Consider the following 5,339-nt stretch of genomic DNA (forward strand, 5'->3'; position numbering starts at 1 on the left):
CGGATCGGATTCGCCGTTTGCTAGAGCAATATCGGAGTAGTCCTAACTACTACGGCCCTCCTTGGCAGTTGCGACGCACCTTTGAGCAAGTTCACGCTGAGCGGGTTGAAAGTTGGTTCTTTGATCTGGGGGGACGAGGTGCCCTGCGATCGCTCCCGAGTCGGTTGCAAAATATCCTTGTTGCCTCGGCAATCATCTCGATCCTACGGGACTTCTATGGGGAGATGTTGCGGGTTTTGGTTTTGGCTGATTCCCCTGAGCGCTTGGGAGACTGGCGACGTGGCCTCCAGGACTGCTTGGGAATCACTCGCCAAGACTTCGGCCCCGACCAAGGGGTGGCCCTATTTGAATCCGCCGATGCCCTCGCCTTTCGTGCGGATCGCCTCGAGCAGGAGGACTACATCCCCCTGATTCTCATTGATGATTCCCAACCCCAAGTTAGCCTTTCGCTGCTGCAATATCCCTTGCTCTTGGGTTTTGCCCCTGAACCCCAGTTGCGTCCTAGCCGTAGTTCTGATTTCTTTGAATAGTTTCAGTCCCCTTTGGAGGCTCCTGTGACCACTGCACTGATCCTTGGACTGCTGGCGCTCATTAGCTATCTGCTTGGCTCGATTCCCACAGGCTACCTCCTGGCAAAAGCGCTGCGGGGTATTGATATTCGTGAGCATGGCTCTGGCTCAACGGGGGCGACCAATGTGCTGCGGGTGGTGGGCAAAGGCCCCGGATTGGTGACGTTTTTAGTCGATGTGGGCAAGGGCCTAGGAGCAATTCTTGTGGCGCGTTGGGTCTTGGGGCAATCTTGGAGTACAGTGCCCGCTGGTTGGTTTGAATTTGTGCTGCTGGCGATCGCCTTCATTGCCGTTCTGGCTCACAGTAAGCCGATTTGGTTAGGCTGGCGGGGCGGCAAATCCGTTGCCACTGGTTTAGGGGTGCTCCTTGCCCTGAATGCCCCCACTGCATTGGCCACCTTTGGGGTGTTTCTGGTGGTCTTGACGGTCAGCCGCATTGTCTCCCTGAGTTCAATTACTGCTGCTATAGCCTTGCCCTTTTGGTTTTGGTTCTTTACGCAGTCGTGGCCGTTTGTGGGCTTTAGCGTGATTGCAGGGGCTTTTGTGATTTGGCGACACCAGAGTAATATCCAACGCCTCCTTGCAGGAACGGAGCCGCGGTTGGGAGCCTCGCAGGGATAGATCTCTTAGAAGGTCACTTTTGAACAGGCCGGGAGTTCCTCAATGCCCCCGTATTTTAGAAAACGGCTGTATTTGTACCATTGCAAGGCCTCTGAGATTGCTACCATGAGTGGATACCAGTTTTGGTGGGGAGATTTGTGATGGAAACACTGCGGGGCCGTGATTTGCTGAGCATCGCCGACCTCTCACGGGCAGAGGTGGAATATCTGCTGGATTTAGCAGCCCAGATGAAAATCGGCAAGGTGGCTCCCCAGTGTCCTAAGGTCTTGGGGCTGCTGTTTCAGAAGGCCTCCACCCGTACCCGTGTCAGCTTTACGGTGGCAATGTACCAACTAGGCGGCCAAGTCATTGACTTGAATCCCCAATCCACACAGGTGGGGCGCGGTGAACCGTTGCCCGATACAGCACGGGTATTGGATCGCTATTTGGATGCGGTGGCGATTCGCACCTATGGTCAGGCAGAACTGCAACTTTTTGCCGATTATGCACGGATACCGGTGATTAATGCCCTCACCGATCGCGAGCACCCCTGTCAGATTTTGGCGGATCTGTTGACGCTGCGGGAATCCTTTGGCACATTGACGGGACTGACCCTCTGCTACATTGGCGATGGCAATAATGTGGCCCATTCACTGCTACTGGGCTGTGCGCTCTTGGGGGTAAATATTCGTGTGGCTTCACCACCACAGTTTGCGCCTTTGCCCGATATTGTGGCGCAAGCCAAGGCACTGAGTGGCGGGAAAAGTGAAGTGACTATTCTCACGGATCCACAGGCAGCGGCTCAGGGTGCCCAGGCCCTTTACACCGATGTCTGGGCCAGTATGGGACAGGAGGCGGAAGCGGGCGATCGCCAACCCATTTTTCAGCCCTACCAAATTAATGATCAACTCCTAGCCCTTGCGGATCCGCGGGCGATCGTTCTCCATTGCCTGCCGGCTCACCGCGATGAGGAAATTACCGCCAGTGTGCTTGAAGGACCGCAGTCGCGGGTTTGGGAGCAGGCAGAAAATCGCCTCCATGCCCAGAAGGCTCTACTTGCCAGTCTCTTGGTATAGGGGAATGATCTACCACCGTTGGCAGAAATTCAGCCTCTCGGATTGGTTATTGCTGGTGGGAGGAGTCATTTGTGGGGCTTTTCTGCTATTGGCGGTTCTTGCTCCCCTTGGCCAAGCCCTCGGTTGGATTGCCAACCCCCAAGAATTTCTTGACTTTCCGATTCATGCACCCCCCTCGCCGCAGCACTGGTTCGGCACCAATCGCCTTGGGTATGATGTGTTTGCGCGCACAATCTTTGGTGCCCAAGCGGCTTTGCAGGTGGTCTTTGTGGCAACGGTTTTGAGCTTGCTGGTGGGGGTACCCCTCGGACTGCTCAGTGGTTACCAAGGGAGCTGGCTAGATCGCGGGCTACTCTTTTTTATGGATACGCTCTACACGTTACCGGGGCTATTACTGGCGGTGACGGTGGCCTTTGTGGTTGGCAAGGGGGTGCTCAATGCGGCGATCGCCCTCAGTGTTGCCTACATTCCCCAGTACTATCGGGTAGTGCGCAACCACACGGTGAGCCTAAAAAACGAGGTTTTTATCGAAGCTGCCCGCGCCCTTGGTGCCTCTACTCCCCGAATTCTGCACCGGTATCTTTTGGTGAATGTGCTTCCCAGTATTCCGGTGCTCTTTACGCTCAATGCCGCCGATGCCATCCTCACCTTGGCAGGGCTGGGGTTCTTGGGCTTAGGGTTGCCGCCCCAGGTACCAGAATGGGGGCAAGATCTACGACAGGCCTTGGATGGGTTGTCGGTGGGTGTGTGGTGGACAACCCTCTTTCCGGGGCTGGCCATGACACTGCTGGTAGTGGGTCTCTCGCTCCTTGGAGAGGGGCTAGGGGAGCGTCTTGATCCGCGAAGTTGAGTTAGCCAGCAGGGCCTAATCATGCCTGATCATGTGTTGGTGACCGGTCCGACTCGCAGCGGCAAGAGTGAATGGGCAGAAGCCTTGGCTGCCCAAAGCAAACAACCTGTGATTTATATTGCGACGGCGATCGCCTCCCCAGGGGATAGGGAATGGTTACAGCGGATTGAACAGCACCGTGCCCGCCGCCCCGCTGCGTGGGAATTGCGAGAATGTCCCCTTGAACTGGCTGCCCTAGTGCGTGACCTGCCGCCTGATCATTGCGCTCTTGTGGACTCCTTGGGAACATGGGTGGCCAATTGCCTAGATCAATCCCAAGATCAATGGCAAGCAACCGTTGCCGAATTGCTGGCGAGTGTGCAAGCCTGTGCCGCTCAACTCATTTTGGTTGCTGAAGAGGTGGGTTGGGGAGTCGTTCCTGCCTCCGCCAGTGGTCGCTGTTTTCGAGATCGCCTCGGTGCCCTGTGTCAGCAACTGAGTCCGCTGATGGCGGAAGTGTATCTTGTAACGGCTGGCTTTGCCCTGCCCCTCCACCAATGGGGTATCTGCCTCAAGGGTCTTAGGGATAAATTGGACACGCAAGGATAAGCCTCATGGGGATTCCCCAGGGGCAAGCGGGGCAAGGGCAGCCACAATAGCATCGCTAACGCGGCGCACCGGATAAATCTCTAGGCCGGCGATGGCACCGGCTTGGCTTTCAGGAATAATGGCACGGCGAAATCCCAACTTCAGCGCCTCCCGCAGGCGTAATTCCAATTGAGAGACAGCTCGCACCTGTCCCCCTAGACCCACTTCGCCAATGATCACCGTTTGGGGTTGCACCCAGCGATCGCGAAAACTGGCCACAACTGCCACTGCTACCCCCAGATCCGCAGCGGGTTCCGCCACATTCAGCCCCCCCGAGGAGGCCACATAGGCGTCTAGCTTTGAGAGGGGCACGCCTAGGCGTTTTTCCACCACTGCTAAAATTTGCAGAAAGCGATTGTACTCAATGCCTGTGGCTGTGCGGCGAGGAGAGGGATAACTGGTGGGGCTAACTAAACTTTGCAACTCAACCACGAGGGGACGGGTCCCTTCACAGGCAACAATGGTGGCACTGCCGGGGGTTGGCTCGCGATCGCCCAAAAACAGAGCGGAGGGATTTGTGACCTCGGCTAAGCCCTGCGCCCCCATTTCAAAAACGCCGATTTCTTGACTGGCCCCAAAGCGATTTTTTACACTGCGCACAAGGCGGTGACTGGCAAAGCGATCGCCCTCAAAGTAGAGCACTGTATCCACGAGATGTTCTAGTACCTTCGGACCGGCGATCGCCCCCTCCTTGGTTACATGACCAACAATAAATAAACTGATCTGCTCCCGCTTGGCTAAGCGCATCAGGGCGGCGGCTCCCTCCCGTACCTGAGACACCGATCCCGGAGCAGCGGTCAGTTGGGGCAAATACACTGCTTGGATGCTATCAATAATCGCCAGATGGGGTTGCAGATGGATGAGTTCCTGTAGGATGACGTCTAAATCTGTTTCTGCTAAAAGATACAGGGAAGGAGGAGCAGCAATACCCAGTCGTTGCGATCGCAACTTTACCTGTTGCGCTGATTCCTCAGCACAGACATAGAGCACCCGCTGCTGTTGCCCTAAGGTGGCTGCCATCTGTAACAAAAGGGTAGACTTGCCAATTCCCGGTTCTCCCGCCACCAACACCAGAGAGCCAGCAACAATCCCTCCTCCCAAAACCCGATCCAACTCAGTAAATCCAGAGGCAGAACGGCTCTGGGCCTGTTCGCTAACCTCTCCTAAGGCTTTGGCACTGAGGGCCTGCAGCGTTTTCGATTTTCGGGGTGCGGTCCAGCGAGCAGCGGTCTCTACCGGCGTAACCACCTGCTCATCAAGGGTATTCCACTGGCCACAACTGGGACAGCAACCAAAGTACTGGAGGTGCTGAGCACCACACTCGCGGCAAATGTACAGTACTTTAGGCTTGGGCATGCCTTGCCCTATTGCACCCCCAAAAGTTCCACATCAAAAATCAGCGTGGCATTGGGGGGAATGACCCCACCCACACCCCGCGCACCATAGCCTAGATTCGGGGGAATAATCAGCCGCCGCTGACCACCCACGTGCATTGAGCCAACCCCTTCATCCCAGCCTTTAATGACTTGACCGACACCAATTTGAAATTGGAAGGGCTGACCGCGATCGCGGGAGCTATCAAAAATACGGCCATCAGTGAGCATTCCTGTGTAGTGC

The 5,339-nt window shown here is 56.0% G+C and carries 7 protein-coding genes; 5 read left to right on the top strand and 2 right to left on the bottom strand.

Annotation, left to right across the window (positions count from 1 at the left end):
- The 5 genes from H8Q75_RS06740 to cobU all read left to right on the top strand — a co-directional run.
- Positions 1-530, top strand: a 530-nt coding sequence (locus tag H8Q75_RS06740) for a DUF3086 domain-containing protein (protein ID WP_297040962.1), incomplete at its 5' end; no start/stop codon positions are given.
- A 24-nt stretch (positions 531-554) separates the two neighbouring features.
- The gene (plsY, locus tag H8Q75_RS06745) at positions 555-1,190 is read left to right on the top strand and encodes a glycerol-3-phosphate 1-O-acyltransferase PlsY (RefSeq protein ID WP_024124109.1); all 636 of its coding nucleotides are present in this window, start codon (positions 555-557) and stop codon (positions 1,188-1,190) included.
- A 140-nt stretch (positions 1,191-1,330) separates the two neighbouring features.
- The gene (gene argF / locus H8Q75_RS06750; RefSeq protein WP_024124110.1) at positions 1,331-2,245 is read left to right on the top strand and encodes an ornithine carbamoyltransferase; all 915 of its coding nucleotides are present in this window, start codon (positions 1,331-1,333) and stop codon (positions 2,243-2,245) included.
- A gap of 4 nt (positions 2,246-2,249) precedes the next feature.
- Complete coding sequence (locus tag H8Q75_RS06755; RefSeq protein WP_297040963.1) at positions 2,250-3,095, top strand: ABC transporter permease; 846 nt, start codon at positions 2,250-2,252, stop codon at positions 3,093-3,095.
- Between the two features lie 21 nt (positions 3,096-3,116).
- Positions 3,117-3,683 carry a bifunctional adenosylcobinamide kinase/adenosylcobinamide-phosphate guanylyltransferase gene (cobU, locus tag H8Q75_RS06760; RefSeq protein ID WP_297040964.1) on the top strand — a complete coding sequence of 189 codons (567 nt, stop codon included), beginning with the start codon at positions 3,117-3,119 and terminating at the stop codon, positions 3,681-3,683.
- Between the two features lie 3 nt (positions 3,684-3,686).
- On the opposite strand, the gene radA is transcribed toward cobU, so the two are convergent.
- Both radA and H8Q75_RS06770 read right to left on the bottom strand, forming a co-directional pair.
- Positions 3,687-5,078 (bottom strand): DNA repair protein RadA, encoded by a 1,392-nt coding sequence (gene radA, locus H8Q75_RS06765; protein ID WP_024124113.1) that lies wholly within the window; start codon positions 5,076-5,078, stop codon positions 3,687-3,689.
- Between the two features lie 8 nt (positions 5,079-5,086).
- On the bottom strand, positions 5,087-5,339 hold a 253-nt coding region (locus H8Q75_RS06770; protein ID WP_297040965.1), incomplete at its 5' end, for an FKBP-type peptidyl-prolyl cis-trans isomerase.

The organism is Thermosynechococcus sp. OHK43 (assembly GCF_014466085.1).
In the GTDB taxonomy this organism is placed as follows: Bacteria; Cyanobacteriota; Cyanobacteriia; order Thermosynechococcales; family Thermosynechococcaceae; genus Thermosynechococcus.

Bases quoted from the DNA above. Each gene is read 5' to 3' on its own strand.
- argF (WP_024124110.1), top strand. From the start codon at position 1,331: ATGGAAACACTGCGGGGCCGTGATTTGCTGAGCATCGCCGACCTCTCA.
- H8Q75_RS06755 (WP_297040963.1), top strand. From the start codon at position 2,250: ATGATCTACCACCGTTGGCAGAAATTCAGCCTCTCGGATTGGTTATTG.
- cobU (WP_297040964.1), top strand. From the start codon at position 3,117: ATGCCTGATCATGTGTTGGTGACCGGTCCGACTCGCAGCGGCAAGAGT.
- radA (WP_024124113.1), bottom strand. From the start codon at position 5,078: ATGCCCAAGCCTAAAGTACTGTACATTTGCCGCGAGTGTGGTGCTCAG.